General features: G+C 64.1%; 27 protein-coding genes. 13 read left to right on the top strand and 14 right to left on the bottom strand.

Going from position 1 to position 26,092, the window contains the following annotated elements; genetic code table 11:
* Complete coding sequence (locus GQ651_RS12465; RefSeq protein WP_160764575.1) at nucleotides 1–288, bottom strand: DUF1467 family protein; 288 nt, start codon at nucleotides 286–288, stop codon at nucleotides 1–3.
* Nucleotides 288–692, bottom strand: coding sequence for a methylmalonyl-CoA epimerase (mce, locus tag GQ651_RS12460; RefSeq protein WP_160764574.1), 405 nt, complete (start codon nucleotides 690–692; stop codon nucleotides 288–290). Before mce ends, GQ651_RS12465 begins: the two co-directional genes overlap by 1 nt.
* A gap of 160 nt (nucleotides 693–852) precedes the next feature.
* Here mce and GQ651_RS12455 point away from each other — a divergent pair, with 160 nt between their 5' ends.
* The 3 genes from GQ651_RS12455 (at nucleotide 853) to GQ651_RS12445 (ending at nucleotide 2,834) form a co-directional block, all read left to right on the top strand.
* Entirely contained in the window at nucleotides 853–1,581 is a 729-nt protein-coding gene (locus GQ651_RS12455; RefSeq protein WP_160764573.1) for a response regulator, read from the top strand.
* Between the two features lie 87 nt (nucleotides 1,582–1,668).
* A complete protein-coding gene (locus GQ651_RS12450) occupies nucleotides 1,669–2,301 on the top strand; it encodes an MT-A70 family methyltransferase (RefSeq protein WP_160765151.1) in 633 nt (210 codons plus the stop codon).
* 56 nt (nucleotides 2,302–2,357) lie between these two features.
* Nucleotides 2,358–2,834: a hemerythrin domain-containing protein gene (locus tag GQ651_RS12445; RefSeq protein ID WP_160764572.1), complete on the top strand. Its 477-nt coding sequence runs from the start codon at nucleotides 2,358–2,360 to the stop codon at nucleotides 2,832–2,834.
* A gap of 10 nt (nucleotides 2,835–2,844) precedes the next feature.
* On the opposite strand, the gene GQ651_RS12440 is transcribed toward GQ651_RS12445, so the two are convergent.
* From GQ651_RS12440 to GQ651_RS12425, 4 genes are all read right to left on the bottom strand, one after another.
* Nucleotides 2,845–3,579, bottom strand: a complete 735-nt coding sequence (locus GQ651_RS12440; RefSeq protein WP_160764571.1) for a BglII/BstYI family type II restriction endonuclease — start codon at nucleotides 3,577–3,579, stop codon at nucleotides 2,845–2,847.
* A gap of 233 nt (nucleotides 3,580–3,812) precedes the next feature.
* Entirely contained in the window at nucleotides 3,813–4,328 is a 516-nt protein-coding gene (locus GQ651_RS12435) for a DUF1993 family protein (protein WP_160764570.1), read from the bottom strand.
* Nucleotides 4,328–6,106, bottom strand: coding sequence for an aspartate--tRNA ligase (gene aspS / locus GQ651_RS12430; RefSeq protein ID WP_160764569.1), 1,779 nt, complete (start codon nucleotides 6,104–6,106; stop codon nucleotides 4,328–4,330). The genes GQ651_RS12435 and aspS overlap by 1 nt, the downstream gene beginning before the upstream one ends.
* 81 nt (nucleotides 6,107–6,187) lie before the next feature.
* The gene (locus GQ651_RS12425; protein WP_160764568.1) at nucleotides 6,188–6,853 is read right to left on the bottom strand and encodes a CPBP family intramembrane glutamic endopeptidase; all 666 of its coding nucleotides are present in this window, start codon (nucleotides 6,851–6,853) and stop codon (nucleotides 6,188–6,190) included.
* An 89-nt stretch (nucleotides 6,854–6,942) separates the two neighbouring features.
* On the opposite strand from GQ651_RS12425, the gene carB reads away from it, so the two are divergent.
* The 3 genes from carB (at nucleotide 6,943) to GQ651_RS12410 (ending at nucleotide 12,346) form a co-directional block, all read left to right on the top strand.
* A complete protein-coding gene (gene carB / locus GQ651_RS12420; protein WP_160764567.1) occupies nucleotides 6,943–10,272 on the top strand; it encodes a carbamoyl-phosphate synthase large subunit in 3,330 nt (1,109 codons plus the stop codon).
* 326 nt (nucleotides 10,273–10,598) lie between these two features.
* Entirely contained in the window at nucleotides 10,599–11,714 is a 1,116-nt protein-coding gene (locus tag GQ651_RS12415) for a beta-ketoacyl-ACP synthase III (RefSeq protein ID WP_160764566.1), read from the top strand.
* Between the two features lie 44 nt (nucleotides 11,715–11,758).
* Entirely contained in the window at nucleotides 11,759–12,346 is a 588-nt protein-coding gene (locus GQ651_RS12410) for a thymidine kinase (protein ID WP_160764565.1), read from the top strand.
* Nucleotides 12,347–12,352: 6 nt separating this feature from the next.
* Here the strand turns inward: GQ651_RS12410 and GQ651_RS12405 are convergent, their stop codons facing one another.
* The 5 genes from GQ651_RS12405 to GQ651_RS12385 form a co-directional block, all read right to left on the bottom strand.
* Nucleotides 12,353–13,306, bottom strand: coding sequence for a 2-hydroxyacid dehydrogenase (locus GQ651_RS12405; protein ID WP_160764564.1), 954 nt, complete (start codon nucleotides 13,304–13,306; stop codon nucleotides 12,353–12,355).
* Nucleotides 13,306–13,641, bottom strand: a complete 336-nt coding sequence (locus GQ651_RS12400; RefSeq protein ID WP_160764563.1) for a tRNA-binding protein — start codon at nucleotides 13,639–13,641, stop codon at nucleotides 13,306–13,308. Before GQ651_RS12400 ends, GQ651_RS12405 begins: the two co-directional genes overlap by 1 nt.
* On the bottom strand, nucleotides 13,638–14,447 hold the full coding sequence (gene proC, locus GQ651_RS12395) for a pyrroline-5-carboxylate reductase (protein WP_160764562.1): 810 nt from the start codon (nucleotides 14,445–14,447) through the stop codon (nucleotides 13,638–13,640). Before proC ends, GQ651_RS12400 begins: the two co-directional genes overlap by 4 nt.
* Before the next feature lie 267 nt (nucleotides 14,448–14,714).
* Nucleotides 14,715–15,218 carry a type III secretion system chaperone family protein gene (locus tag GQ651_RS12390; RefSeq protein ID WP_160764561.1) on the bottom strand — a complete coding sequence of 168 codons (504 nt, stop codon included), beginning with the start codon at nucleotides 15,216–15,218 and terminating at the stop codon, nucleotides 14,715–14,717.
* A gap of 271 nt (nucleotides 15,219–15,489) precedes the next feature.
* On the bottom strand, nucleotides 15,490–15,738 hold the full coding sequence (locus tag GQ651_RS12385) for an accessory factor UbiK family protein (RefSeq protein WP_160764560.1): 249 nt from the start codon (nucleotides 15,736–15,738) through the stop codon (nucleotides 15,490–15,492).
* Nucleotides 15,739–15,830: 92 nt separating this feature from the next.
* On the opposite strand from GQ651_RS12385, the gene lgt reads away from it, so the two are divergent.
* The 5 genes from lgt to GQ651_RS12365 all read left to right on the top strand — a co-directional run bounded on the left by lgt (nucleotide 15,831) and on the right by GQ651_RS12365 (nucleotide 19,646).
* A complete protein-coding gene (gene lgt / locus GQ651_RS12380) occupies nucleotides 15,831–16,724 on the top strand; it encodes a prolipoprotein diacylglyceryl transferase (protein WP_160764559.1) in 894 nt (297 codons plus the stop codon).
* A 7-nt stretch (nucleotides 16,725–16,731) separates the two neighbouring features.
* On the top strand, nucleotides 16,732–17,799 hold the full coding sequence (locus tag GQ651_RS12375) for a class I SAM-dependent methyltransferase (protein WP_160764558.1): 1,068 nt from the start codon (nucleotides 16,732–16,734) through the stop codon (nucleotides 17,797–17,799).
* Complete coding sequence (gene pgeF / locus GQ651_RS12370) at nucleotides 17,796–18,554, top strand: peptidoglycan editing factor PgeF (protein WP_160764557.1); 759 nt, start codon at nucleotides 17,796–17,798, stop codon at nucleotides 18,552–18,554. Before GQ651_RS12375 ends, pgeF begins: the two co-directional genes overlap by 4 nt.
* A 107-nt stretch (nucleotides 18,555–18,661) precedes the next feature.
* Nucleotides 18,662–18,784: a hypothetical protein gene (locus GQ651_RS18930; protein WP_264464700.1), complete on the top strand. Its 123-nt coding sequence runs from the start codon at nucleotides 18,662–18,664 to the stop codon at nucleotides 18,782–18,784.
* 58 nt (nucleotides 18,785–18,842) lie between these two features.
* On the top strand, nucleotides 18,843–19,646 hold the full coding sequence (locus GQ651_RS12365) for a Hint domain-containing protein (protein WP_160764556.1): 804 nt from the start codon (nucleotides 18,843–18,845) through the stop codon (nucleotides 19,644–19,646).
* A 2-nt stretch (nucleotides 19,647–19,648) separates the two neighbouring features.
* Here GQ651_RS12365 and GQ651_RS12360 read toward each other — a convergent pair whose 3' ends face one another.
* Complete coding sequence (locus GQ651_RS12360) at nucleotides 19,649–20,149, bottom strand: Lrp/AsnC family transcriptional regulator (RefSeq protein WP_160764555.1); 501 nt, start codon at nucleotides 20,147–20,149, stop codon at nucleotides 19,649–19,651.
* A gap of 172 nt (nucleotides 20,150–20,321) precedes the next feature.
* Between GQ651_RS12360 and trxB the strand changes: the two genes are divergently transcribed.
* Both trxB and GQ651_RS12350 read left to right on the top strand, forming a co-directional pair.
* Nucleotides 20,322–21,329, top strand: coding sequence for a thioredoxin-disulfide reductase (trxB, locus tag GQ651_RS12355; RefSeq protein WP_227258160.1), 1,008 nt, complete (start codon nucleotides 20,322–20,324; stop codon nucleotides 21,327–21,329).
* 165 nt (nucleotides 21,330–21,494) lie between these two features.
* The gene (locus GQ651_RS12350; protein ID WP_160764553.1) at nucleotides 21,495–23,201 is read left to right on the top strand and encodes a bifunctional sulfate adenylyltransferase/adenylylsulfate kinase; all 1,707 of its coding nucleotides are present in this window, start codon (nucleotides 21,495–21,497) and stop codon (nucleotides 23,199–23,201) included.
* Here the strand turns inward: GQ651_RS12350 and GQ651_RS12345 are convergent.
* Both GQ651_RS12345 and GQ651_RS12340 read right to left on the bottom strand, forming a co-directional pair.
* Nucleotides 23,198–24,034: an inositol monophosphatase family protein gene (locus GQ651_RS12345; protein WP_160764552.1), complete on the bottom strand. Its 837-nt coding sequence runs from the start codon at nucleotides 24,032–24,034 to the stop codon at nucleotides 23,198–23,200. The two genes, GQ651_RS12350 and GQ651_RS12345, sit on opposite strands and share 4 nt — an antisense overlap.
* Nucleotides 24,031–26,055 carry a M3 family metallopeptidase gene (locus GQ651_RS12340; RefSeq protein WP_160765150.1) on the bottom strand — a complete coding sequence of 675 codons (2,025 nt, stop codon included), beginning with the start codon at nucleotides 26,053–26,055 and terminating at the stop codon, nucleotides 24,031–24,033. The genes GQ651_RS12345 and GQ651_RS12340 overlap by 4 nt, the downstream gene beginning before the upstream one ends.
* Nucleotides 26,056–26,092 lie beyond the last annotated feature (37 nt).

Here is a 26,092-nt window from a genome sequence, read left to right as displayed (position 1 = left end):
TCAGCCTGCCTCGCCCGCATCATCCATGCGGTTGAAGAAGTCGAGGTCGCGCACTCCGATGCCACCCCAAAGGATCACCGCCGAAATCGCCGCCCACAGGACGACAGCCCAGATCGTCGTCAGCCGCGCCTTGCGCTTCATCGAGAAACTCGACGCGGGCGATCCGGCATGCGTGCCCGGCACTTTTTCACCGACGTCTCCTTGCGTCTCCAGCCGGATCGGCAGGACGACGAAGAGCACCATGAACCAGATCACGGCGAACAGAACGATGGCAGAGACGATCGACATCAGACTTCTTCCAGCTCGATCAGGGTGCCGTTGAAGTCCTTGGGATGCAGGAACAGCACCGGCTTGCCATGGGCCCCGATCTTGGGTGTGCCGTCACCAAGGACCCGCGCGCCTTCGGTGGTCAGGCGAAGCGCCGCCTCGGCAATATCCTCGACCTCGTAACAGATGTGGTGAATGCCGCCCGAAGGATTCTTTTCCAGAAACCCGGCAATCGGAGAGTTCTCGCCCAAGGGGTATAGAAGCTCGATCTTCGTATTCGGCAGCGTGATGAACACCACGGTCACGCCATGATCGGGCTCGTCCTGCGGCGGGCCGACATCGGCCCCGAGGGTGTTTGCATATTGCGCCGCCGCAGCCGTCAAATCCGGCACCGCAATGGCGACATGGTTCAAGCGTCCGATCATGAGATGACTCCTTTCGCAAGACTTATGCGCAGAATGCGGTATAAGGCCAAGTGACAGTCAGACGCAGAGGGTGGCTGCAGAGATGTCGGCGGTTAACGATTCCTTAGGTTAACTTTCGCCATTGTTGATCAGGAACGATCTGCCAGGGATGGGTTTGGCGATGCCTGAGACACTAGACGACTTTCTGATGACGCGGCCGCCCACGGCCGAACGCCCCCTGCTTGGCCAAACCATCCTTGTGGTCGAAGACAGCCGCTTTACCTGTGAGGCGCTGCGCATGATCTGCCAGCGATCGGGCGCGCGGATCAGGCGCGCAGACAGTTTGCGGTCAGCAGAGCGGCATCTGAGGACTTATCGCCCCGGCATTGTCCTGATTGATGTCGGGCTGCCGGACGGATCGGGCCTAGACCTGATCAGGAAGCTCTCGGGCCCGACCGGAGAGGCGGCATCGGGGCCGGTGGTCCTTGCGATGTCGGGCGACGACACCCGCGCGGACGAGGCGCTGGCAGCCGGCGCGCAGAGCTTCATCGCCAAACCGATCACATCGATATCGGCGTTTCAGACCGCCATTCTGGCCGAGTTGCCGCGCACCGCCCGGCCTACGGCAATCCGGCCCGTTTCGACCGACGAGGTCTTTCCCGACCGCATCGCCCTCCGGGACGACCTGTCACTTGCCGACGATCTTCTGTCAGGCCCCATGGACAGCGAGACCCAGGACTATGTGGCCATGTTCCTGTTCGGGGTCGCGCGGGCCAGCAACGACGACGAACTGGAGGCCGCGTCACAGGCGCTCAGAGCCGCAGCGGCAGCCCACGACCGAGCGCCTGCCGGCGTCGACCTGCTGCGCCGGCTCGTTGCCAATCGGCTTGCGGCGGAACACACGGTCTGATCCGGCAACAGCCGGGATTGATCGAAGCATCACGTTCGCCTATTGTTCCACTTCCACACCGGCCTTGAACGGACCATCATGTTGGATATGACGAGCAGCGCGGCACAAGACCTTGGTAAGTTTCTGGGAGAGGACCGGTTCGGGACCGTTCTGGCCGATCCGCCGTGGCGCTTCGTGAACCGGACCGGCAAGGTCGCACCGGAGCACAAGCGCCTGGCCCGTTATCCCACGATGACCCTGGACGAAATCTGCGCGCTACCGGTGGCGGATCATCTGGAGGACCGGGCGCATTGCTATCTCTGGGTGCCGAACGCGCTTCTGCCAGAAGGGCTTCAGGTGCTGACGGCCTGGGGGTTCGAGTACAAGTCGAACATCGTCTGGCACAAGATCCGCAAGGATGGTGGCTCGGACGGGCGCGGCGTCGGCTTCTACTTTCGGAATGTGACCGAGATCCTTCTTTTCGGCACACGTGGCCGGAACGTGCGGACCGAGGCAGCGGGGCGGCGGCAGGTCAACATGATCCAGAGCCGCAAGCGCGAGCATTCCCGCAAGCCCGATGAACAGTACGAGGTGATCGAAAGCTGTTCCTGGGGACCGTATCTTGAGCTGTTCGGGCGCGGTGTCCGCCCGGGCTGGACGGTCTGGGGCAATCAGGCGGATGCCGATTACAAACCGGACTGGAAGACCTACAGCTACAACTCTTCCGTCGCGGCGGAATAAGCGCGGAACGCCCGCGCCCCGGGCGCGTTGCCTCCTCAGCAACGAGGAGTGCCGCCATGCCCGACATCTACACAGCCATCAAGAAAGACCACGACGCGCACCGCCGTCTTCTGGAGACCATCGCCGATACCAGCGGTGCGTCCGACACCAGGAAAGAGGCCTGGGACGAATTCTATCACGACGTCAAAAGCCATGCCGCAGCCGAGGAAGAAACCTTCTATTCCAAGCTGATTTCCAAGACCTGGGGTCAGGACGCCGCGCGCCATTCGGTGCACGAGCATCAGCAGCTTGACGATCTGATGGAAGAGCTGCGCGAGATGGACATGTCGGAAGGCGCATGGCTGACCAAGTTCAAGGAGCTCAAGCACGAATACGAGCACCACATGGACGAGGAGGAAAACGAGGTCTTCAGCCGCGCCAGGGAAGTCATCTCGGATGACGAGATCAAAGGTTTTGGCGAGCGTTTCCTTGCCCGCAAGTCCGAAGAAGCGGAGCTGATCGAGGAGAAGCGCGAGGATTCGCTCGAAGACTGACCGGTTGCCGTCAGTCGTCGGTTACGAGACCGTCCGGCAACCCGATCAGCAGAAGCGGACACGGGTTGCCGACCCCGCGCAGAACGCGGTCTTCCAGTTTCGACCAGTGTGTGGTCGCCTGGCCGAACTTGTCCGCCACGAATTTCCGCGCGAAAGCCTGTGGAAAGGACGCGCCACGGGCGACCTGCTCGGCGACGGCTCGACGTTGGGCGACGGTCCGGGGCGCGATTCCCAAGGCGTCGAGATCGGTCTCGTCGGTAAGGCCCCGCGCCTCCATCCAGGCCGTGACACGCGGCAGGACGCTTTCCTGCAGAGAGGCCCCGCGCGTCACGACGATGCCGACGCTGATGGCAGAGAGCGCGTGGAGGCGCTGAAAATTCTCGAGGTCGCGATCGAAGAACGGATCCTTGTTGTTCCACTCGATTTCAAGCGCAAGCGCGCCCGCCTCGGCGAACTTGACGTGGTCGACTTCGTGGCTGACGCCGGCGCGCGCGCGGCCGTCGATCACGGTCTCTATGGTGAAATTGTGCTTGCGCCAGTTGAGATCAGACAGTTCGTGGCGAAGCCGCTGGGTCGGCCCGGCCTCGCCGCCTCCGCCGGTCACGATTTCTCCGAGAGAAATGCGAAACTCGGCCAGGACGCGGGTGAGCAGGTCGAGCTCGGTCGGAAAATCATGCGCGAGGATCGCCTCGGCATGGTTGCAGGCCAGAACGTCGAAACCGGCATTTGTCAGACGCGATAGCATGGGCGGACCATCGCGCCCTTTTCAGGGCTTGTCGAGTTGTCCGGATGTCCGGTCACGCCGCATCGTCGGAGGGGGCGCTGCCCCCGCGCCCTTCCGGCGCCCCCCGGGATATCTCAAAACAGGCGAAGGGGCGGACAGTACCCTTAATAGTGTCTGAAGCGCTCGGGGGAGGCGGACCGCTTTTCGATCTGGACGCCTTGAAAGCAAAGCGCCGGACCAGTGGGACAAGCCCGTTATGGGACGAAGCTGAACCCCCGCTCATAGGCGTGGAACCCGTCATAATCCGCCTTGCCGATCTCGAGCCCCGACTGCCGCAGGATGGCGTAGGCCATGGACAGATGAAACCAGAGGTTCGGCAGAGCGAAGAGGTGCAGGTATTCCTGTCCCCGCTGCGTCAGCTCGGCATCGCCCGCGATATGGTTGATCTGACTCTCCGCGGCACCGTCGAAATCGGCGCGTGTGAGGCGCATGACCTGTTCCGATGCGACGCCGAGCCGGGCATCAAGACCGGTCGGGCCGGGCGGGAAATCTCCGGTCAGCATATCGCGTGGCCAGTCCTGGCCGCAAAGCGGATAGGTGGCCCGCAGCGCGAAGATGCCGACCGTCCTGAGCTGTGTGCCCGCGTCGAACATGCCGGGCACCAGTTGCTGCTCCAGAAGCGCCGGAACCCCCGCGGCCTGCACCCGCGCCAGTAGGTGGCGTGCCCGGGCGATGGCATGAAGGCTGGGGGGGACGGCGGCGTCGTACATCAGTCCTCGGGCGGCAGAACGCGGAGGCGAAGCTCGCGCAACTGCTCGTTCGTCGGTTCTGAGGGCGCCCCCATCATCAGGTCTTCGGCCCGCTGGTTCATCGGGAAAAGGATGACTTCGCGGATGTTCTGCTCATCGGCAAGAAGCATTACCATCCGGTCGATGCCGAGCGCACAGCCGCCGTGGGGCGGCGCGCCGAAGCGGAACGCGTTGACCATGCCGCCGAAACGCTTGCGCACCTCGTCCTCGCCGTAGCCCGCGATCTCGAAGGCCTTGAACATGATCTCGGGGCGGTGGTTCCGGATCGCGCCGGAGACAAGCTCGTAGCCGTTGCAGGCCAGGTCGTACTGATAGCCGAGCACGCCGAGCGGATCGCCGTCGAGCGCATCCATGCCCCCTTGCGGCATCGAGAACGGGTTATGGCTGAAGTCGATGTCGCCCGTTTCGTCGTCTTTCTCGTACATCGGGAAATCGACGATCCAGCAGAAGGCGAAGCGGTCTTTCTCGGTCAGGCCCAGTTCCTCGCCGATGACGGTCCGGGCGCGGCCCGCGACCGCCTCGAAGGAGGACGGCTTGCCGCCGAGGAAGAAAGCCGCGTCGCCCACGCCAAGGCCAAGCTGCTGGCGGATCGCCTCGGTCCGCTCGGGGCCAATGTTCTTGGCCAGCGGACCGGCGGCTTCCATGCCGTCATCGCCATCCCGCCAGAAGATGTAGCCCATCCCCGGCAGACCCTCTTTCTGGGCGAAGGCGTTCATCCGGTCGCAGAACTTGCGGCTGCCGCCGGTGGGGGCGGGGATGGCGCGGATTTCGGTGCCATCCTGTTCGAGGATCTTGGCGAAGATCGCAAAGTTCGAGCCGCGAAAATGCTCGCTCACGATCTGCATCTCGATCGGATTGCGCAGGTCCGGTTTGTCGGTGCCGTATTTCAGCAGAGCCTCGGCATAAGGGATCTGCGGCCAGACCTCGTCGACCTTGCGGCCGCCGCCGAACGCCTCGAATGCGCCCTTGATGACCGGCTGGATCGTGTCGAAGACGTCCTGCTGCTCGACGAAACTCATTTCCATGTCGAGCTGGTAGAAATCGGTGGGCGAGCGGTCGGCGCGCGGGTCCTCGTCGCGGAAACACGGCGCGATCTGGAAATACTTGTCGAAGCCCGAGACCATCAGAAGCTGCTTGAACTGCTGCGGAGCCTGCGGCAGCGCGTAGAACTTGCCCGGATGCAGGCGCGACGGCACGAGGAAGTCGCGGGCGCCTTCTGGGCTGGAGGCGGTGATGATCGGCGTCTGATATTCGCGGAAGGACTGGTCCCACATGCGCTGGCGCAGGTCGCGCACAACGTCCGAGCGGAGCGTCATGTTCTTCTGCATCTCGGCCCGGCGCAGGTCGAGGAAGCGATAGCGAAGACGCGTCTCTTCCGGATATTCCTGATCCCCGAAGACCATCAGCGGAAGTTCCTCGGCGGCGCCGAGCACTTCCATGTCGCGAATGAAGACCTCGATCTCGCCGGTGGGGATCTTGGGGTTCACCAGTTCGGGATCGCGCGCTTTGACATTGCCGTCGATCCGAATGCACCACTCGGAACGCAGCTTCTCGACCTCATTGAACACGGGGCTGTCGGGGTCGCACAGAACCTGCGTGATGCCGTAGTGGTCGCGCAGGTCGATGAAGAGCACCCCGCCATGGTCACGGATGCGGTGGACCCAGCCGGCAAGGCGGACGGTCTCGCCCACGTGAGAGGCATTCAGTGCGGCGCAGGTATGGCTGCGAAAGGCGTGCATGGTCTGTCCCTTCGGGGATACGCGTGTCGGAGTTCGCGCCGATACACCGTCTCGGGCGCGGGAAGTCAAGCGCGAGGGGCCTCAGAACGGCCTTTGCACGTTGCCCGAGTAGAAATAGACCCCCATCCCGAGCAGAAACAGCGCCACACCCGCGACCGAGTGCAGAACGACCGCCTCGGGGAAGTTGCCACGCACCCGGTACGACCATGCGAAGAGAAGGCCGCCCGCGAAGGTCAGCGCCAGCACGATCCAGCTCCAGTACATCACATGGGCCAGCGCGAAGATGTTGGCGTTCAGGACGATTTGGGGCGCGATCCGGCTTGGCAGGATGGGGGCGTATCGTTCGAAGAAGAGGACGCGGAACACCACTTCTTGCGGCAGGGCCGATACGACCGGATAGCCGAGCGCGATCATCGCCATCAGTTCGGGATTGCGCCGGACGATCATCCAGAGCGCCTCGGGTCGCGTGGCCTGCATGATGCCATATCCGACAGCCAACGTGACCAGGGCGGTCATCACGACGAGGGGCGTGCTCATCCTGAGAAGCCCGCGTGTCAGCAGCAACAACCGGAAGCCCGGCGTCAGGAACAAGAGGATCAGCCCCACCCCCGTGACGGTAAACAAAGCCGGAAACATCCAGCGCGGCGGCAACAGCACGGCAACCGCGAGGGGCGCCACAATGAAAAACAGCACGAATTCGACCCAAAGCCGCCCGCGCCCGATCCTCGCCCACCCGGAATCCGTCATTGCCATGCCCTTTGCGTCACTTCCCCTTGCGCCCCCGGCTTCAATCCCTATAACCCACGCCAATTTGCGGGTCAGAACAGGGGCAGCCGATGCCGAAGAGAACCGACATCCAGTCGATTATGATCATCGGAGCCGGGCCCATTATCATCGGTCAGGCCTGCGAGTTCGATTACTCCGGCGCTCAGGCATGTAAGGCGCTGCGCGAAGAAGGCTACCGGGTGATCCTGGTAAACTCGAACCCGGCGACGATCATGACCGATCCGGGCCTTGCCGATGCCACCTATATCGAGCCCATCACGCCCGAGGTCGTCGCGAAGATCATCGAGAAAGAGCGTCCCGACGCGCTTCTGCCGACGATGGGTGGCCAGACCGGCCTGAACACGTCGCTGGCTCTGGAAGAGATGGGAGTACTGGAGAAATTCGGCGTCGAGATGATCGGCGCCAAGCGCGAGGCCATCGAAATGGCCGAGGACCGCAAGCTCTTTCGCGAGGCTATGGACCGGATCGGGCTGGAAAACCCCAAGGCCACCATCGTCGCCGCACCGAAGAACGCCAATGGCCGTTACGACATCCCCGCCGGTCTGGAACAGGCCATGGCGGCGCTCGAAGACATCGGTCTGCCCGCCATCATACGCCCCGCCTTCACCCTTGGCGGCACCGGGGGCGGCGTGGCCTACAACCGCGACGATTATTTCGAAATCTGCCGGCGCGGGCTGGAAGCCTCGCCCATGGCGCAGATCCTGATCGACGAAAGCCTGCTCGGCTGGAAGGAGTACGAGATGGAGGTCGTCCGCGACAAGGCGGACAACGCGATCATCGTCTGTTCCATCGAGAACGTGGACCCGATGGGCGTGCATACCGGCGATTCGATCACCGTCGCGCCCGCGCTGACCCTGACCGACAAGGAATACCAGGCGATGCGCTCGGCCTCGATCGCGGTTCTGCGCGAAATTGGCGTCGAGACTGGCGGCTCTAACGTGCAGTGGGCAGTGAACCCCGCCGATGGCCGCATGGTCGTGATCGAGATGAACCCGCGCGTGTCGCGGTCCTCGGCTCTGGCGTCCAAGGCGACCGGTTTCCCGATTGCCAAGATAGCGGCGAAACTGGCCGTGGGTTACACGCTCGACGAGCTCGACAACGACATCACCAAGGTGACGCCTGCGTCCTTCGAGCCGACCATCGACTATGTGGTCACCAAGATCCCGCGGTTCGCCTTCGAGAAGTTTCCGGGCTCGAAGCCGGAACTCACGACCGCGATGAAGTCCGTGGGCGAGGCCATGGCCATTGGCCGCACCTTCCACGAATCGGTGCAGAAGGCGCTTGCCTCGATGGAAACCGGCCTGACCGGCTTCGACGAAATCGAGATCCCCGGCGCGCCCGACCGCGCCGCCATAACCGCCGCGCTGTCAAAGCAGACCCCCGACCGGATGCGGGTCATCGCACAGGCCATGCGCCACGGCCTGACCAATGAAGACATTCAGGCCGTCACGTCTTTCGACCCGTGGTTCCTCGACCGCATCCGCGAGATCATCGACGCCGAAGAACGGGTCCGCAAGGACGGCCTGCCGGTGACCGAGGAAGGTCTCCGCCGGCTCAAAATGCTGGGTTTCACCGACGCTCGGCTCGCGAAGCTGACCGGCCGCACCGAAGACAATGTCCGCCGGGCGCGCCAGAACCTTGGCGTCACGGCAGTGTTCAAGCGGATCGACACCTGCGCCGCCGAGTTCGAAGCGCAGACGCCCTACATGTATTCGACCTATGAGATGCCCGTGATGGGCGACGTCGAATGCGAGGCGCGCCCTTCGAACAAGAAGAAAGTGGTCATCCTCGGCGGCGGTCCGAACCGGATCGGTCAGGGGATCGAGTTCGACTATTGCTGTTGTCACGCCTGCTTCGCGCTGACCGATGCGGGCTATGAGACGATCATGGTCAACTGCAACCCCGAGACCGTGTCGACCGACTACGACACCTCGGACCGGCTCTACTTCGAGCCGCTGACCTTCGAGCATGTCATGGAAATCCTGCGCGTCGAGCAAGAGAAGGGTACCCTTCACGGTGTCATCGTTCAGTTCGGCGGTCAGACACCGCTGAAGCTGGCCCGCGCGCTCGAAGCGGAAGGCATCCCGATTCTCGGCACCACGCCCGACGCTATCGACCTTGCCGAGGACCGCGAGCGGTTCCAGGATCTGGTGAACCGTCTCGGGCTGAAACAGCCCCGGAATGCCATCGCCTCCACAGATGAGGCGGCGATGGAAGCCGCCGAGAAGATCGGCTATCCGCTGGTGATCCGCCCGTCCTACGTGCTGGGCGGCCGCGCGATGGAGATCGTCCGCGATACCGCGCATCTTCAACGCTATATCCGCGACGCTGTGGTGGTCTCTGGCGACAGCCCGGTCCTGCTTGATAGCTATCTGGACGGTGCGACCGAGGTGGACGTGGACGCGCTATCGGATGGCGAAGCGGTGCATGTCGCCGGCATCATGGAGCATATCGAAGAGGCCGGCGTCCATTCGGGCGACAGCGCCTGTTCTCTGCCGCCTCATACCCTGTCTGACGAGATCGTGGACGAGCTGATCCGCCAGACCGAGGCTCTGGCCCGCGAACTGAAGGTCGTCGGCCTGATGAACGTGCAATACGCGATCAAGGACGGCGAGGTGTACCTGATCGAGGTGAACCCCCGCGCCAGCCGGACCGTGCCTTTCGTCGCCAAGGCGGTGGACAGCGCGATCGCGTCTATCGCCGCCCGGCTGATGGCAGGTGAGAAACTGTCTAACTTCCCGGTGGCGAAGCCGCATCAGCCGGTCTCGGACGATGTGACCATACCGATGGGCGACCCGATGAGCCTCGCCGATTTCCGCACGCCATGGTTCAGCGTGAAAGAGGCCGTCCTGCCCTTCGCCCGCTTCCCGGGCGTCGATACGCTGCTTGGCCCTGAGATGCGCTCGACCGGCGAGGTCATGGGTTGGGACCGGTCCTTCCCCCGCGCCTTCCTCAAGGCACAGCTGGGTGCCGGCACGCATCTTCCCGAGGAAGGAACGGTTTTCTTCTCGATCCGCGACGCCGACAAGACACCGCAACTGATCGACACGGCGCGGATGTTGCACGGGCTGGGCCTGAAGATTCTCGCCACGCGGGGGACCGCCGCGTTCCTGACCGAGAACGGCATTCCCTCGGACGTAGTGAACAAGGCCTATGAAGGTGGGCGGACCATCGTGGACGTGCTGAAGGATGGCGGCGTATCGCTGGTAATGAACACCACCGAAGGTGCGCAGGCGATTGAGGACAGCCGGTCCATGCGGAACGTCACGCTGATGGACAAGATTCCGTACTTCACCACCGCCGCCGCCGCCCATGCCGCCGCATTGGCCATGGTCAGCCGCGCCGAAGGCGAACTGGACGTTCGCAGTCTGCAGGGGTGAGCGGCGTCACGGAAAAGGTCCAGTGGACCTTTTCAGCCGGGAACGGGCGGAGCCCCGGCTAGGCCGCGCTTCGTCCGAAGGAAGATGAAACGTGTAGTGGACGTTTCAAGCTGCGAGCGAACGAAGCCCCCGGCAGCAGCGGGCTGACGTCGAACGGTCGATTTCCCCACCCGATATTGCGCCGGCTTCGCCGTCGCGGTGGGCCGCTTCGCGGCGATCAATGCCTCCGGCGGGAGTATTTCGGCCAAGAAGAAAGCGACCCAGCGTCACGCTTGCCCCAACGGCAAGCCGGACGCTAGACCGGGGCACTTTCCGGAGGTCAGCACATGCATACGCCCATCATCACAGGCACCGGCGTTTTCACGCCCGAGAACGTCATCACAAATGACGAACTGGTTAAGGCGTTCAACGCTTATGTCGATCTCTGGAACACGGAGAACGCAGAAGCCATCGAAGCAGGCGAGCTGACCGCCAAGACCTATTCCTCCGCCGAATTCATCGTCGCGGCCTCGGGCATCGAGCAGCGGCATGTCATCGACAAGGACGGCATTCTCGACCCGGCCCGCATGTGTCCCCGACTGGACGCACGGCCCGACGATGCGCCGTCGCTCATGGCCGAGATGGCGGTGGACGCGATCCGCACAGCGCTGGCCCAGGCCGGGCGCGAGGCGCATGAGGTCGATCTGATCCTCTGCGCCGCCTCGAACCATGAGCGCGCCTACCCCGCAATCGCGGTGGAAATCCAACAGCTTCTGGGCGCGTCGGGCTTTGCCTACGATATGAACGTCGCCTGCTCTTCGGCGACATTCGGGCTGCAGAGCGCCGCCGATATGATCCGCGCCGGCAGCGCGCGCTGCGCCGTGGTGGTCAGCCCCGAGATCTGCTCGGCCCATCTGGAATGGCGCGACCGTGACTGCCATTTCATTTTCGGCGACGTGGCAACCGCCATGGTGATCGAGCGCGAGACAGCCGGGTCGACCGGCTTCCGAGTCCGCTCGACCCGCGCGGCGACGACCTTTTCGAACAACATCCGGAACAATGCCGGGTTCCTCCGCCGGGCCCATGATCAGATGGATGACCGCCGCGACATGCAGTTCATGCAGGAGGGCCGGAAGGTCTTCAAAGAGGTGCTGCCGCTGGTCTCTACACATATCGCGGATCACATGGCGGCGGACGGCATCGGCGCGGGCGATCTGAAGCGGCTCTGGCTGCATCAGGCCAACAAGACGATGAACGATTACATCGGGAAGAAGGTCCTGGGCCGCACGCCGGAACCGCAGGAGCAGCCGAATATTCTTCAGGACTATGCCAACACGTCATCGGCAGGATCGATCATCGCCTTCTCGAAGTACTCGGATGATCTGGAACAGGGGGATATCGGGCTTCTCTGCTCTTTCGGCGCGGGATACTCCGTGGGCTCCGCGATCCTCGAAAAGGTCTGAGACCGGGTCTTGTCCTGACCCGGGCTGCAGGATAGGCCGCAGCCATGGCGAAGCTCTATTTCAACTACTCGACGATGAACGCGGGCAAGTCGACGCTTCTGTTGCAGGCGTCCTACAACTACCGCGAACGGGGGATGCAGACCTATCTGCTGACCGCCGCCATCGACGGGCGCGCCGGTGAGGGGCGCATCGCCAGCCGCATCGGGATCGGCGCAAGCGCCGACACATACACGCCCGAGAGCGATCTCTTCGCGATGCTGGAGAAGCGCAAGAAGCAGGGACCTGTGGCCTGTGTGTTCATCGACGAGGCCCAGTTCCTGACCCGTGAACAAGTCTGGCAACTGGCCCGCGCGGTCGACGATCTGGGCCTGCCGGTCATGTGCTACGGCCTACGTGTCGATTTCCGGGGTGAGCTGTTTCCGGGCTCGGCCGCGCTTCTGGCGCTGGCCGACGAGATGCGCGAGGCGCGCACCATCTGTTTCTGCGGCAAGAAGGCAACCATGGTCGTACGCCAGGACGAGGATGGTCACGCCCTGACCGACGGCGATCAGGTCCAGATCGGCGGAAACGAGACCTATGTCTCGCTCTGCCGCCGCCACTGGCGCATTGCCACGGGCGACCTGCCTGCCTGACCAGGTTCAGACCCCGTTCGGCAGACCGCGCCCTTCGGCCCAAGCCTTCAGGTTGTCGACCGCCATCAGGCCCATCGCCTCGCGTACGTCCTGAGCCGCAGTGCCGAGATGCGGCAGAAGCGTGACGTTTTCCATGGTCAGAAGCGCCTCGGGCACCTTCGGCTCGAACTCGTAGACATCAAGGCCCGCCCCCCCGATCTGCCCCGCCTGCAGCGCGGCGATCAGCGCCGTCTCGTCCACCACGTCGCCGCGGGCGATGTTGACGAAGATCGTGTGTGGCCGCATTGCCGCCAGCGCGCCTTCTCCAATGATGTGGTGCGTCTCGGGCGTAGCAGGCACGGCCACCACGACGACATCCGCTGCGGCGACCGCCTCAAGCGTGTCGAGTTGTCGGGCCGGAACACCCGGATCGGCAACAGTCGAGCGGTTGTAGAACACCACGTCCATGCCAAAGCCCAGATGCGCGCGCTTGGCGATAGCCTTGCCGATCCGGCCCATTCCGACGATGCCAAGCGTCCGCCCGCCCAGATGCATTCCGAGAAGCTGGGTCGGGTGCCAGCCCTCCCAGCGGCCCGCCCGCACCATGCGTTCGCCCTCGCCTGCACGGCGGCAGGTCATCAGGATCAACGTCATCGCAATATCCGCCGTGGCGTCCGTCACCGCGCCCGGCGTGTTGCTCACGGCGATACCGGCGGAACGCGCGGCCTCCGCGTCGATATGGTTATAGCCGACGCCGAAATTGGCGAGGATACGCGTCTTCGGCTCAGGGCAGGCGGCAAAGGTGTCGGCCTTCAGCGCATCGCCGAGCGTCGGCAGGATCGCGTCATACGTGCCGAGCGCCGCCGCCATCTCGTCCTTGCCTACGAGTGTGACGTCCTCGCGGACGGTGACGTCGAACATCTTGCGCGCCGCCTCAATGACGCGGTCAGGCAATGGCCGTGTGATCCAAAGCGTGGGCATCAATACATCCTTCCACCGATGGGGACGTCCTTGTCCGGCGCAATCAGAACAACCTCGCCCTCGTCATCCGGCACGCCAAGAACCAGAACTTCGGACATGAACTTGCCGATCTGACGCGGCGGGAAATTCACGACGCCCAGCACCCTACGCCCGGCAAGACCCTCCGGCGTATAATGCTTCGTGATCTGGGCCGAGCTTTTCCGCTCGCCGATCTCCGGCCCAAAATCGACCCAGAGCTTGATCGCGGGCTTCCGCGCTTCCGGATAGGGCTCGGCCCGTGTGATCCGGCCCACGCGGATATCCACCTTGAGGAAATCGTCGAAGGTGATGCTCATTGGCCAAGCTCCCGGCTCCGCCGAGCCGCCGCCGCGACCGCCCGTTTCAGAAGCGGCGGAAAGCCGGTCTCGGCGTCCATCAGCACTTCAAGCGCCGCCTGAGTCGTGCCGCCTGGGCTGGTGACGTTAACGCGCAGTTCGGAAGGGGTCTCGTCCGCTTCCTCGGCCAGAACTCCCGCGCCCCCAACCGTGGCCCGCGCCAGCGCCATGGCAAGCTCAGGTGTCAGCCCTTCGGCCTCCCCCGCCGCGGCCAGCACCTCGATCAGGTGGAAGACATAGGCCGGACCCGAACCGGAAACCGCCGTCACGGCATCCATCTGCGCTTCGTCGTCCAGCCGGACGGTCTGTCCGACAGCGCCTAGCAAGTCTTCCGCCAAAGACAGCGCGCCCTCGTCCACGGCCTGATTTCCAATGATCGCCGTGATTCCGCGACCGACGGCAGCAGGGGTGTTCGGCATGGCTCGGATCACCGCCGCCTCGCCGCCCAGCTCCGCCTCGAGCGTGGCAATGGTCGTTCCCGCAGCGATCGAAAGGAAGACGGTACGCCCGGACAAGGCCGCGACCTGAGGCAGCGCATCACCCATCATCTGCGGCTTGACCGCAAGGATCGTCATGGCCGGCGCCTCGGGCAGTTCCTCGTTCACACGCACGCCAGCCTCGGTCAGCCACGGGGCCGGCGCAGGGTCGATCACCCAGACGGACGCCGCTGGCAACCCGCCCGCAAGCCAGCCCTTCAGCATCGCTCCGCCCATCTTGCCGCAGCCCAAAAGCACAAGGCCGCGTTCGGAAATCTCGTCCTGGTTCATACCAATGCCCTCCTCACGCCTCTGTGCTTAGAGCAATTCCGGAACCGAGAAAAACCCCCATGCCTTCTTTGGGTCCGGAAAATCCTCGGGGGTGAATTGGCCGCAGGCCAAGAGGGGGCAGACAGCCCCCTTAGCTCGCCGTGATCAGGCCGCACACTTACCAATGGTCAACGAAAAAACCGGACCGCTGGGCGATCCGGTTTCTCTCGACGGTCCGCAGGCCGGGGGGTCAGCCTTGATACGCGCGGATACCTCGATACGCCAAATTTAGGCTCTTCCGTACGCTTCCGCAATGGCGACGCCCATCGCTTCTGCAGGAGTTTCGTTACCCCAGGCCACAAGCTGGAACGCGGGATAGAACCTTTCTGCCGACAGAACGGCGGCGCGGATCATGGTGTCGATCTGTTCGGGGCTGGCCATTTGTCCACCTGCAAGGACGAGGCCGTAGCGCCACACCATGAGCTTCTGCTCCGCCCAATAGGCGAAGGCGCCGGCCCAGCACATGTCGTTGGTCGCGTTCAGCGTTTCATAGAGATCGCCCAGCTTCTCATTCGGCGGGTCCATCTCGAAGGTACAGATAAGGCGAAGGGTTTCATCCATCGGGGACCAGGCAAGCGTGATCGAATAGGTCCGCCACTGTCCCTCGACCGCCATGGCGATCTGGTCATCGGCCACCCTGTCAAAGTCCCACTCATGGTGTTCGGCAAGGTGTTCGACAATGTCGATCGGATGCAATTCATCCGTCGAAAAATACTGCTCGGAAAGCGACATGCGCGGCCTCGTTCGTTATTGCTGGATGGCGTCTTGCGGCCACCACAGCTTGGTGCCTGCTCTAGGTCCGGCGGAAATTCCCATCGTCCCTACGAGATATGGTGTTCGGAAAGGCCGACTCTGTAAAGCACTAATTTGAGAAAGTTGCGCTTCATCCCGACGGTCCGCTTTTGGGACCCGACGATGCCGCTGGCGGCAAGGGGCCGGTTCGATCCGGCCCGCCGAGTAATCGCTGGGGTTTTTGCGACGGTTGCCCGTCCGCAGGAAGCGCTCAGCCCTTAGAGGCGGCTTCCAGCGCGTCGAGCCGGGCTTTCAGCGCCTCGTTCTCTTCGCGCGCCTTCTGCGCCATGGCGCGCACCGCGTCGAACTCTTCGCGGGTGACGAGGTCACGGTCGGCCAACCAGCGGTCCATCAGGCCCTTCATGGCCGTCTCCGCCTCTTCCCGCGCGCCCTGTGCCACACCCATGGCATTCGTCATGAGTTGCGAGATGTCGTCGAAAATCTTGTTGCGGGTCTGCATGACGCCTCCGGAATTGTCCTCCCCCCTATATGGGGGCGGGAGGGGTCTCTGCAAGGTTGACGCCGCCCCCGGGCGCTGTCACGAGATCAGCGATGTTGTTCGCCATACCCTTTCCAGACCTGTCGCCGACGCTGGTCGAAATCCCGCTGGGGTTCATGACCCTCGCGATCCGCTGGTATGCGCTGGCCTATATCGTGGGCATCGTGATCGGCTACCTGATTATTGCCCGCGCCATCGCCCGGCCCGAACTCTGGCCCGAGCACAAGGCGCCGATGGACCGGCAGGCGCTGGAAGACCTGCTGACCTGGATGATCCTGGGTATCATCATCGGCGGGCGTCTGGGATACGTGCTGTTCTACGAGCGGGACTATTTCCTCGCCAATCCCGCCGACATCCCGAAGGTCTGGATGGGCGGCATGGCGTTCCATGGCGGGTTCCTCGGCGTGGTGGTGGCCGGTCTGGTCTTTGCCAGGCGGCGCGGCATCCCGATCCCGCAACTGGCCGACGCGCTGGCCCTCGCAACGCCTGCGGGCCTGATGTTGGGCCGGGTCGCGAATTTCATCAACGCCGAGCTTTGGGGCCGTCCGACCGACCTGCCCTGGGGCGTGATCTTTCCCGGAGAGGCGGCACAGAACTGCCCAGGCGTGATCGGCCCCTGCGCCCGCCACCCGTCGCAGCTTTACGAGGCGGGACTGGAGGGGCTTGTCCTAGGTCTTCTCCTGCTATCGCTCGCCTTCGGACGAAACTGGCTGAAACGGCCGGGGCAGATTTGCGGGCTCTTCCTGATCGGCTACGGCGCGGCGCGCTTCTTCGTCGAGTTCTTCCGGGTCGCGGACGCGCAATTCATCTCGCCGGACAATCCGCTTGGCCACGTCGCCTTCCTTGGCGAGTTCGGCCTGTCCATGGGACAACTCCTTTCGGTCCCCATGATCCTTGTGGGCGTCGTCATCGTGATGCTCGCCCGCCGCGACCGGCGCAGCGGATAGGCGCGGCGTGACCCCCCTTGAGACCGCATTGATCGAGCGCATCTCGCGGACCGGCCCGCTGACAACAGGCGAATTCATGGCCGAGTGTCTGATGCATCCCGCACACGGCTATTACACCACGCGCGACCCGCTCGGCGCCGCGGGAGATTTCATCACCGCGCCCGAGATCTCGCAGATGTTCGGCGAGATGCTGGGCCTGTTCCTAGCCCAGTGCTGGCTGGATCGCGGGCGCCCGGACACCTTCCGGCTGGTCGAACTCGGCCCCGGACGCGGCACGCTGATGGCCGATATCCTGCGCGCTGCGGGCCGTGTACCCGGCTTTTCCGACGCGGCCGACCTGCACCTTGTCGAGGGGTCGCCCACGCTTCGCGGCATCCAGACCGACCGCCTTTCGGGCCTTGCGACGCCCACCCATCACGACAGCATCGCCACCGTGCCGGATGGCTCGCTTTTCCTGGTAGCCAACGAGTTTTTCGACGCCTTGCCGACGCGTCAGTTCCTGCGGGACGGACCCGCCTGGCGAGAGCGGCTTGTCGGCGTCGGGGACGGCCAGCTTGCGTTCGGACTGTCAGACAGCACCCGCCCGCCCTTTCTCGAACACCGGCTGGCCGACACCAGCGCAGGCGACCTTGTCGAACACGCGCCCGCCGCGGCGGCGATGGCCGGGGATATCGGCCGCCGAATAGCGGATGCAGGCGGCGTCGCCCTGATCATCGACTACGGCGACTGGCGCTCTCTCGGAGACACGCTCCAGGCCGTCCGCCGTCACGAGCGCGTGTCGCCCCTGACAGCGCCGGGGGAGGTCGACCTGACCTGCCATGTCGAGTTCGAGACGCTGGCCATGGCGGCAGCGCCGGCTGCCCATAGCACCATGGTCGCACAGGGCACCTTTCTGGAACGCCTTGGAATCACTGCCCGCGCGAACGCGCTTGCCGCCCGCGCGGATGCCGAGACCGCCGAAACCGTGGCCGCCCAGCATCGCCGCTTGACGCAACCCGGTGAAATGGGGACGCTGTTCAAGGCCATGGCCCTATACAGACCCACAGACCCCACGCCCCCCGGCTTCGACGAATGACGCTCGAGATCCTGACATCTGACCGGCTCGCGCCTGTGACGCACGGCTTTTTCACGCGGAAAGGCGGCGCGTCTTCGGGCGTGTTTTCGGGCCTGAACTGCGGCTACGGGTCGTCGGACCAGTCCGAAATCGTGACGATCAACCGCGCGCGCGTGGCGCAGGCGATGGACGTCCCGGACACGCATCTGGCCACTGTTCACCAGGTCCACAGCGCCAACACCGCGACGCTGGACGAGGCGCCCGGCGGCGAGACGCTGACGGCCGACGCCATGGTGACGGCGACGCCGGGCCTCGCGCTCGCCATCCTGACCGCCGATTGCCAGCCGGTCCTCTTCGCAGACGGCGATGCCGGTGTCGTCGGTGCGGCTCATGCCGGATGGAAAGGTGCGCAAAGCGGCGTCCTCGAGTCGACGATCGACGCGATGGAGGCGCTCGGCGCCGACCGCGGCCGCATCACCGCCGTGATCGGTCCGTCGATCAGCCAGGGGGCGTATGAGGTCGGACCCGAGTTCCTCGAGCGCTTCCTCGACGACGACCCAGAGAACGGGCGGTTTTTCGTAAACGGAGAAGGCGACCGCTATCATTTCGACCTTGTCGGATACGGCCTGATGCGCCTCCGCAGCGCGGGCGTCGCCGAAGCAGAGTGGATCGGACATTGCACCTACTCCGACCCGCAGAGATTCTTCTCCTACCGGCGGAGCGTCCATAACCGCGATCCCGATTACGGGCGCCTTATTTCCGTCATTCGCCTCTGATCTGCGCCTGAATTACCCCGCTTCCGTCATGGGATCGCCCCAATGCTGGGCGACAGTGTTCTGGACCGGGCGGCTCCCCCGCCCAGATGCGCCAGGAGGGTGACAGGATGAAAGCGAAACCGCGCTGGATGAAGACGGTTCTGACCGCGACAACGCGAGAGATACCCACGTTACCCTATGCCCGGCAAAGCCGCAAAACCGCCAGGTCGCGCAACGTGCGCCGCGCGTGACGGAGCCGCTCGCCCGTCCGCCCATGGTTATCCTGAACCGGAAAAACGAGTTGAATTGATGAGTTACACCCCGCCGACCCTTCCCCCCCTTCCCGAAGGACCCCGCAGTCGGATCATTTCGGAGCCTCGGCCGTCAGCACGCCGGACCAGCCGACCGCGGCCGGCCTCGCGCCCGACCCGTTTCAGCCGGCGCTACGAGATCGAATGGCTGGAGGATGGCGAGGTCCAGTGCGAGACGCGTACCGCGCTGGCACTTCCGGCCTTCGAGCAGGCATTCGGCGCGTTTACCCATGGCGTCCTCATTCAGACCGCCGACGGTCCCGTCGCGGTCGAAGACCTGATGCCCGGAATGTGGCTTGAATGCGCCAATGGCAGCCTGACCCAGCTTCTGTGGAAAGGCTCGATCACGCTTGTGCCCGGTGCGCCCTCGTCCATGGACGAGCCCGACCGGCTTTATCGCGTGATGCCCGACGCCTTTGGCCTCGGCCGCCCGGTGCAGGACCAAACCTTCGGCCCCCATGCCCGGCGCATCAACCGCGACCCGAAACTGCGCGCGTCGCTGGGAACAGAGGCGGCTCTTGTGCCGCTCTCGGCCGTGGCGGACGGCATGTCGGTGATCGAGGTCTGGCCCGTCGCGCCTACCCGCGTCTACCACCTTGTCTGCGACCGCCATGAGACGCTTCTGGCCGCCGGTCTGGAAATCGAAAGCTATCACCCCGGACCGGAAGTGCCCCTGTCGCTTCCCGAAGAGATGATGGCCCAGTTCCTGACCTTCTTCCCGCATGTCGAGACAATCCGCGACTTCGGCCGACTGGCCGCGCCGCGGGTTGGTGCGGACGAAATGAACGCGCTGGTCGCCTGACCTCAGGCGGTCTGGCTCAGCCGCTCTTCCAGAACTTCGAACGGGACGCCGGGCTCGTCCTTGGCGTCCCGGATGACCAGCGACGTCTTGACGCTCGCCACATTCGGCGCCGCGGTCAGTTGACCGGTGAGAAAGCTCTGGAATGTCGACAGATCGGGCGCCACGCATTTCAGGATGAAGTCAACCTCGCCGTTCAGCATGTGACACTCGCGGACAAGCGGCCACGACCGGCACCGGTCCTCGAAGGCGACAAGATCGGATTCGGCCTGGCTCTGCAGGCCGACCATGACGAAGACCTGCACCTCAAACCCGAGCGCACGCGCATCGACGGCAGCGTGATAGCCCCGGATGAAGCCCTGTTCTTCCAGCGTGCGGACGCGGCGCAAACACGGCGGAGCCGAGATACCGACTCGGCTTGCCAGCTCGACATTGGTCATCCGGCCATCCGCCTGCAATTCGGCCAGAATCTTCCGGTCGATGGGATCAAGTTTGGGCCCGGGCATGCGTCCTCCACATTTTTTCGAACCTTACCGAGCGCGCCAGATGCGCGCAATAATGTTTCGCGATTTGGGTGTCATGACTGGCCGGGTCAAGGGCGACATCTACGTCGCACACCCTTTCGTCCCGGCGACGAGGCGTCTATATCGTCAGGACTGCCAAGCCAAGGGGAACATCATGGGTGACGTCAAGACATGCCGCGTCCTGATCATCGGATCGGGGCCTGCCGGATACACCGCCGCAGTCTATGCCAGCCGCGCAATGCTGGAGCCGGTTCTGGTGCAGGGCATTCAGCCCGGCGGGCAGTTGACCATCACCACAGAGGTCGAGAACTGGCCCGGCGACACCGAGGTGCAGGGCCCCGACCTGATGGCCCGAATGGAAGCGCACGCACGCTCGGTCGGAACAGAGATCATTTCGGATCACATCCAAAGCCTCGACCTGTCCAAACGCCCTTTCACGGCGGCAGGCGACAGCGGAACAACCTACAAGGCGGATGCGGTCATCCTTGCCACCGGCGCGCAGGCGAAATGGCTTGGCCTGCCGTCGGAAGAGCACTTCAAGGGCTTCGGCGTCTCGGCCTGCGCGACATGCGACGGGTTCTTCTATCGCGGACAGGAGGTAGCCGTTGTCGGCGGCGGCAACACGGCGGTCGAAGAGGCCCTGTTCCTCACCAATTTCGCATCCAAGGTGACCCTCATCCACCGACGCGACTCGCTTCGCGCCGAGAAAATCCTTCAGAAGCGTCTCTTCGCCCATCCCAAGGTCGACGTGATCTGGGACCACGAGATCGACGAGGTGCTGGGCGCCCAGGACCCGCGCGGTGTCGAGGGTCTGCGCCTGAAGAACACCAAGACAGGCGAGACGCAGGAGATCGCGGTCAAGGGTTTCTTCGTGGCCATCGGCCACGCACCGGCGTCCGAACTGGTCAAGGATCAGCTTGAGCTGCATCACGGCGGTTATGTCGTGACCAAACCCGACTCGACCGCCACCTCGATCCCCGGCGTCTTCGCGGCCGGCGACATCACCGACCATGTCTATCGTCAGGCCGTCACCAGCGCCGGCATGGGCTGCATGGCCGCTCTGGAAGTCGAGCGGTTCCTGGCAGAGGACGAGGACTCGGATGTCGAGGCGGACACGACCGCGCCCCTCGGCTACGGCGCACCGGTCTCGGCGACCGAATAACGAAACATCCGTTTCACGGCCCGCCCCGACCCGACGACATCGGTCGGGGCGAGCCCGTACACCACGGACGCCGGTCTTATTTACGTTAAATCCAACTCATTGCCTTGCGACGACGCGCCGTCGCGGGATAGGTCACCGCAGCAAGTTTTTCAGCAGGCTCGTCCCATGCAGATACCGAACCACGCCCCGATCCCCGAGTTGTTCGTGTCCTACGAGAGCGCGCAAAAGCTCAAAGCCGAGGCGGGCGACCTTCCGTCATGGGACCTGAGCCCGCGCCAGATCTGCGATCTCGAACTTCTGATGAACGGGGGATTTCACCCGCTTAAGGGGTTCATGACCGAAGCCGATTATGACGGCGTTGTCGAAGAGATGCGGCTGGAAAGCGGAGCACTCTGGCCGATCCCGATCACATTGGACGTATCGCAGGCCTTCGCCGACGGCGTCGAGCCGGGGCAGGATATCGCGCTCAGGGACCAGGAAGGGGTGATCCTCGCCATCCTGTCGGTGACCGACAAATGGAGCCCCGACAAGGCGCGCGAGGCGGAAAAGGTCTTCGGCGCCGACGATATCGCACACCCTTCGGTCAACTACCTCCACAACACCGCCGGCCCGGTCTATCTGGGCGGTCCGGTGACCGGAATTCAGGCGCCTGTCCATTATGACTTCAAGGCGCGACGGGATACGCCGAACGAGCTTCGGGCCTATTTCCGCAAGCTGGGCTGGCGTCGGGTGGTGGCCTTTCAGACGCGCAATCCGCTTCATCGCGCGCATCAGGAACTGACCTTCCGCGCCGCGCGCGAGGCGCAGGCGAACCTGCTCATCCACCCTGTGGTTGGCCTGACCAAGCCGGGCGACGTGGACCACTTCACCCGCGTCCGCTGCTACGAGGCTGTGCTGGACAAGTATCCCGCCGCTACCACGACGATGAGCCTTCTGAACCTCGCCATGCGCATGGCCGGTCCGCGCGAAGCCGTCTGGCACGGACTCATCCGCAAGAACCACGGCTGCACCCATATGATCGTGGGCCGAGACCATGCCGGTCCGGGTAAGAACTCGGCAGGAGATGAGTTTTACGGCCCCTATGACGCGCAGGAGCTGTTCCGCACCCATCAGGAGGAAATCGGCATCGAGATGGTCGATTTCAAACAGATGGTCTACGTGCAGGACCGCGCCCAGTACGAGGCCGCAGACGAGGTACCGGAGGGGGCCACGGTCCTGAATATCAGCGGCACGGAACTCCGCCGCCGCCTTCGCGAAGGGCTGGAAATCCCGGAGTGGTTCTCCTTCCCCGAAGTGGTCTCGGAACTCCGCCGGCGCTACCCGCCCCGCTCGCAGCAGGGCTTTACAGTCTTTTTCACCGGCTTCTCGGGTTCGGGTAAATCGACCATCGCCAATGCGCTGCTGACGAAGCTGATGGAGATGGGCGGGCGCCCCGTCACGCTGCTCGACGGCGACATCGTGCGGAAGAACCTGTCCTCGGAACTGGGCTTCTCGAAGGAACACCGAGACCTCAACATCCGTCGCATCGGTTTTGTGGCCAGCGAAATCACCAAGAATGGCGGCATCGCCATCTGCGCCCCCATCGCGCCATATGCCGCCACGCGGCGGGCCGTCCGGGAAGAAATCGAGCAATACGGCGCCTTTGTCGAGGTGCACGTGGCTACCTCGATCGAGGAATGCGAGCGGCGCGACCGCAAGGGTCTCTACCGGCTGGCGCGTGAGGGCAAGATCAAGGAATTCACCGGGATTTCAGACCCCTATGACCGCCCCGAAGACCCCGAGGTCCGGCTCGACACCGAGAATGTCGAGGTCGATCACTGCGCGCATCAGGTCTTTCTGAAGCTGGAACAGATGGGGCTTGTCGCCGCCTAGACGAGGAAGGCAAACCGCCGCGCGGCATCTGCCCAGAGCGCCTCGTTCCGCGCAGTGAGCAGGTTGCCGCTCCGGATCGTAGGATCGTAGGCGCGGCCATCAAGCAGCCGTGCGACGCCCCCCGCCTCTTCCACGATCAGCGCGCCCGCCGAGTGATCCCAAGGGTTCAGGGATGCGGTCAGAATCGTGTCGACACGCCCGCCCGCCAGAAGCCGATATTCATGGGCCGAGCAGCGATAATTGCCGCTTCGCGCGAAATCCGCCGAAGTCGTCAGAATTTGCCGCCGCCGGTCGCCTGTGAACATGAAGGCCGGGACCAGCGCATGTGCCTGCCCGACCTTTTCTGCACCGCCTGCCAGAGACAGCGCCGTCCGACGTCCGTCACGCGTGATGCTCCACGCCCCGTGCCCGCGCCGGGCGACCATCCAGTCATCGCCAATCGGATCGTAGATGCCGCCCCATAGGGTCCGGCCCCGCTCCATCACGGCAAGGATCACGCCGAAGACCGACAGGCCATTCGCGAAATTCCATGTACCGTCGACCGGGTCAACGACAACGGACAACTCCGCATCGCCAAGATCGGCGAGACGGGTCCGCCCCTCGGAAATGCCCTCTTCCCCGAAGGTGACCGCGCCCGGCAAAATCGCTGAGACGGCCTCTTCCAGCCGTCTCTCGCTTTCTCTGTCCGCGATGGTCACCAGATCATCAGGTGCGGATTTCGTATCGATCTCACCCGCATCCAGCGCCCTGAACCGCGGCAGGATTTCCTCTGCCGCGATGTCCCGCGTCGCGGCCATCAGGCGCGCTTCTGCCTCGGCGTCGAAGACGCTCACGCGGCCAGTCCCCGCCCTTTGAGAAGCGCTTCAGGCCCCGGCATCCGGCCCCGGAATTCGGTGTACAGCTCGGATGCCTCACGCAGACCGCCGACCGAAAGGATATGGGCCTCCAGCTTCTTCGCGGTCTCAGTATCGAAGGCGTCGCCCGCCTCCTTGAATGCCTCGAACGCATCGGCGTCCATCACCTCGGACCACATGTAGCTGTAGTATCCGGCGGAATACCCGTCGCCCGAGAAGACATGCGCGAAATGGGGCGTTGCGTGGCGCATCGCGATGGCGCGCGGCATTCCGATGTCGTCCAGGACCTCGGCCTGACGCTGCATCGGATCCGCCGGCGGTTCGCCCGTGTGAAAGGCCAGATCGACCAGCGCCGAGGCGACGTATTCGACCGTCTGGAACCCCATGTCATAGGTCGCCGCCGCCAGAAGCCTGTCCAGCAGGTCCTTGGGCATCGGCTCGCCCGTCTCGGCATGGGTGGCGAACTCGGCCAGAACTTCGGGCACCTCCAGCCAGTGCTCGAACAGTTGCGACGGCAACTCGACGAAATCCCGCGCCACAGACGTGCCCGAGATCGATTCGTAGGTCACGTCGGACAGCATCTGGTGCAGCGCATGGCCGAACTCGTGAAACAGCGTCCGCGCATCGTCATAGGACAGAAGCGCGGGCTGACCATCGGACGGCTTGGCGAAGTTACAGACATTGATGACGACAGGCCGGGTGTCGCCGCCCACTTTGCGCTGGCTGCGAAGCGCCGAGCACCACGCGCCCGACCGCTTCGAGCCGCGCGCGAAATAATCCCCGATGAAAACGGCCAGATGCTCGCCATCTCGGGTGATCTCCCAAGCGCGGGCGTCCGGATGGTTCAGCGCCACACCTTCCAGCGGCTTGGCCTCGATCCCGAACAGACGGTTGGCGCAGGTGAAGGCCGCGTCGATCATGTTGTCGAGCGACAGGTAGGGCTTCAGCTCGGCCTCGTTCAGGTCGTGCTCTTCGCCGCGGCGCCGCTCGCTATAGAAGCGCCAGTCCCAAGGCTCAAGGTCGCCCTGTTCGTCATCGTTATGCATCATCGCCTGAAGGCGCATGGCATCGGCGTCGGCCGTGGCGCGCGCCGGTTCCCAGACCTGCATGAGCAGGTCGCGCACGGCATCGGGCGTGCCCGCCATTTGGGTTTCCAGTTTGAAACTGGCGAAGTCGTCATAACCCAGAAGATGCGCGCGCTCCTCGCGAAGGGACAGGATCTCGGCAGCAATGGCGCGGTTGTCTGTCTCACCACCGTTGGCGCCCCTTGAGGTCCACGCAGCCCACGCCCGCTCGCGCAGATCGCGGCGCGGCGAGAATTGCAGGAAGGGCACGATCAGGGACCGCGACAGCGTGATGGCGGGGCCATTGACCTCTTTTTCCTTACCCGCCGAGCGCGCTGCGTCGACGACAAAGCCGGGCAGCCCTTCAAGCTCGTCCTCGGTCAGTTCCATGAACCATCCGCGCTCATCGGCCAGAAGGTTCTGCGTGAACTCGACCCCGAGGGCCGACAGGCGAGACGTAACCTCTTTCAGACGGTCGCGGGCATAGCCTTCAAGCTGCGCGCCCGAGCGGACAAAGCTGCGACGGGACAGCATCAGCACGCGGGCCTGCTCATCCGTCAGGTCGTGGTTTTCACGCTCATTCCAAAGGGTATCGACGCGCTTGAACAGCGCCTCGTTCATCACGACTTCCGACGAATAGGCCGACAGCTTGGGCGAAAATTCCCGCTGAAGCGCCTCGCGCTCGGGGTTCGCGTCGGTCCCGGCCAGATTGTAGAAAACCGACAGGACGCGGCTGAGAGTATCGTCGGCCAGTTCCAGCGCTTCGATCGTGTTCTCGAAGGTCGGCGGTTCGGGGTTGTCGGCGATCGCGGCGATGTTCGCGCGCGCCTCGGCCAGTGCGGCATCGACGGCGGGGGCGAAATCATCGTCCGAGACGCGGTCGAAAGGGGGAAGACCGAAGGGCGCATCCCATTCGGCAAGAAGCGGGTTCTGAATGTTCTCTGTCATGCCTTTGACCTAGGCGACCGCCGGC

The sequence above is a fragment of the Kangsaoukella pontilimi genome (assembly GCF_009830125.1).
In the GTDB taxonomy this organism is placed as follows: Bacteria; Pseudomonadota; Alphaproteobacteria; order Rhodobacterales; family Rhodobacteraceae; genus Kangsaoukella; species Kangsaoukella pontilimi.
Note: the sequence above shows the minus strand (reverse complement) of the source record. Positions and strands in the feature narration are given on the sequence as shown.